Annotated in this window: 2 protein-coding genes; both read right to left on the reverse strand. The window is 60.7% G+C overall.

The window, feature by feature from the left end; translation table 11 throughout:
- Positions 1 to 99: 99 nt before the first annotated feature.
- Positions 100 to 375: a hypothetical protein gene (locus FHT76_RS41215; RefSeq protein ID WP_183863043.1), complete on the reverse strand. Its 276-nt coding sequence runs from the start codon at positions 373 to 375 to the stop codon at positions 100 to 102.
- A gap of 136 nt (positions 376 to 511) precedes the next feature.
- Positions 512 to 1,933: an aldehyde dehydrogenase family protein gene (locus tag FHT76_RS41220; RefSeq protein ID WP_259186896.1), complete on the reverse strand. Its 1,422-nt coding sequence runs from the start codon at positions 1,931 to 1,933 to the stop codon at positions 512 to 514.
- Positions 1,934 to 1,943 lie beyond the last annotated feature (10 nt).

The raw sequence follows: 1,943 nt of genomic DNA on the forward strand, positions 1-1,943 counted from the left end.
GCGGGGTGGAGCAGCCCGGTAGCTCGTCAGGCTCATAACCTGAAGGCCGCAGGTTCAAATCCTGCCCCCGCAACCAAACAAACTTGAATATTTGCACATTCAAGGCGCCTGATACAAAGCTCCTCCGCTCAAGCGTCGAGGAGCTTTTTTGCGTTTCTGCCAAGTGTCCAGCTCGACGGATGCGATCCTGGTCATCAAATCATTCTGTGCGGCGGTGATGAACTGCTGCTCCATCAGGTCCAGAACCTCCATCGAGGCCATGATGTTGGCGATCGAGCCGTGCACCTGCAGACCGGCCGGCTGATGGCCCGGGGTCTTGCCGATCACGGTACCCGGTTCAGGCTGCCAGCAGCCAGGGGAGACGAGTTTACTCATGGTGGCGGGCCGGATCCACGCGATGCATCGAAGCCGATCGTGCGACCGAAGGCGATGGATGAGCCCGATCTGAGGATCGAAATGCTGAAGGTCAAGGCGCGGAATTTTCACTAGTGCCCTCGCGGCGGACGGCGAGCTACGGCTGCCTGAAGACAATCATTTTTTCTGCCGTCATCTCACGCGCAGTATATGGAATACCGCCGACCCCATAGCCTGATGTCCGCCGACCGGCAAACGGCATCCAGTCGGTCCGAAACGCGCTGTGGTCATTGACCATAACAGTCGAGGCATCAAGGCGCTCGGCCGCCTTGAGCGCAACGGCGAGATCACGCGTGAAGATGCTGCTCTGAAATGAGACCGGCAACGAATTTGCCTCATGAATGGCCTCATCGAGACTGGAAAATGAAAAGATGCAGGTGACCGGGCCGAACGCTTCTTCGTGTGATATCGTCGATTTTTGGGGCGGCTCCATGAGAACAGCAGGCGCCAACGTTGTGCTGCTGAGGCGTCCACCTCCGACAAGGCGCGCACCGTCCGAGGCGGCTTGCGCGACCCAGTCTGCGACCCGGTCGGCTTCTTCAGGCGTAATGAGTGGGCCGACTTCGGTTTGGGCAAGCAGGGGGTCTCCGACGCGCAGTCGCCCGACACGCTCGGCGAACCGTTCGACGAAGGCATCCTTGAGAGACCCATGGACATAGATGCGTTGGACGGAGACGCAAACCTGACCCGCATGATAGTAGCCGCCCTTCGCGAGCGGTTCGATGATTGCGTCGATATCGGCAGTCTGGTCGATGATAACGGGGGCCACGCCGCCGTGCTCGAGTGCGCAGCGGGTTCCCGGCGCCAGATTGGCGCGCAGATGCCAGCCCACCGCGGCTGAGCCGATGAAGCTCAGGAAGGCGATCCGCGGATCGCTTGCAAAGGCGCTCGACAGATCGCGGCTCTCGGGGAGCAGGGTCTGGACCCAGCCATCCGGTATGCCTGCTTCATGGACGAGCTTGACCAGCTCCAGGCAGCTAAGCGGCGTGGTGGCGGCGGGCTTGACGATGACAGGACAGCCCGTGGCGATCGCCGGCGCGATCTGGTGAACAATGAGATTGAGAGGATGGTTGAACGCCGAAATTGCGGCAACCACGCCGATGGGTTCCAGGATCGTCCAAGCGCGGCGGCCCTCGCTGGCCGGGGTGACGCCCATCGGTATCTCGGAGCCACCTCGGCTGCGAAGCAGTTCGGCGGCGTTTTGAATCCCATCGATCGCCCGATCGGTTTCAACCAATGCATCGGTGTAGGGCTTGCCGCCTTCTCGTGCGATGCGTTTTGCGAACGTCTCGCGTTGCTGCAAAACCAGATCGGCAAGGCGGAGGAGAACCGCCCGACGCTGGTGCGGCTGCAGCCAGCCGCGCCTGTCCTCGAAGCGTTTGCGGGCGAGGGTCAGCTTGCTTTCAAGTGCTGTGGCGTCGTCCGTCGGAAGATCGTAAGCGCGAATTTCTGCGCACCTTCTGAAGCGAAGTGCTCTCAGGCATGAAGTGTCCACCAAAATAGGTGGACACCAAATCATGGAAGAAGAT

The sequence above is a fragment of the Rhizobium sp. BK176 genome (genome assembly GCF_024808055.1).

Excerpts from the sequence above, each read along its gene's own strand:
- FHT76_RS41215 (WP_183863043.1), bottom strand. The coding sequence starts at position 375 with ATGAGTAAACTCGTCTCCCCTGGCTGCTGGCAGCCTGAACCGGGTACC.
- FHT76_RS41220 (WP_259186896.1), bottom strand. The coding sequence starts at position 1,933 with ATGATTTGGTGTCCACCTATTTTGGTGGACACTTCATGCCTGAGAGCA.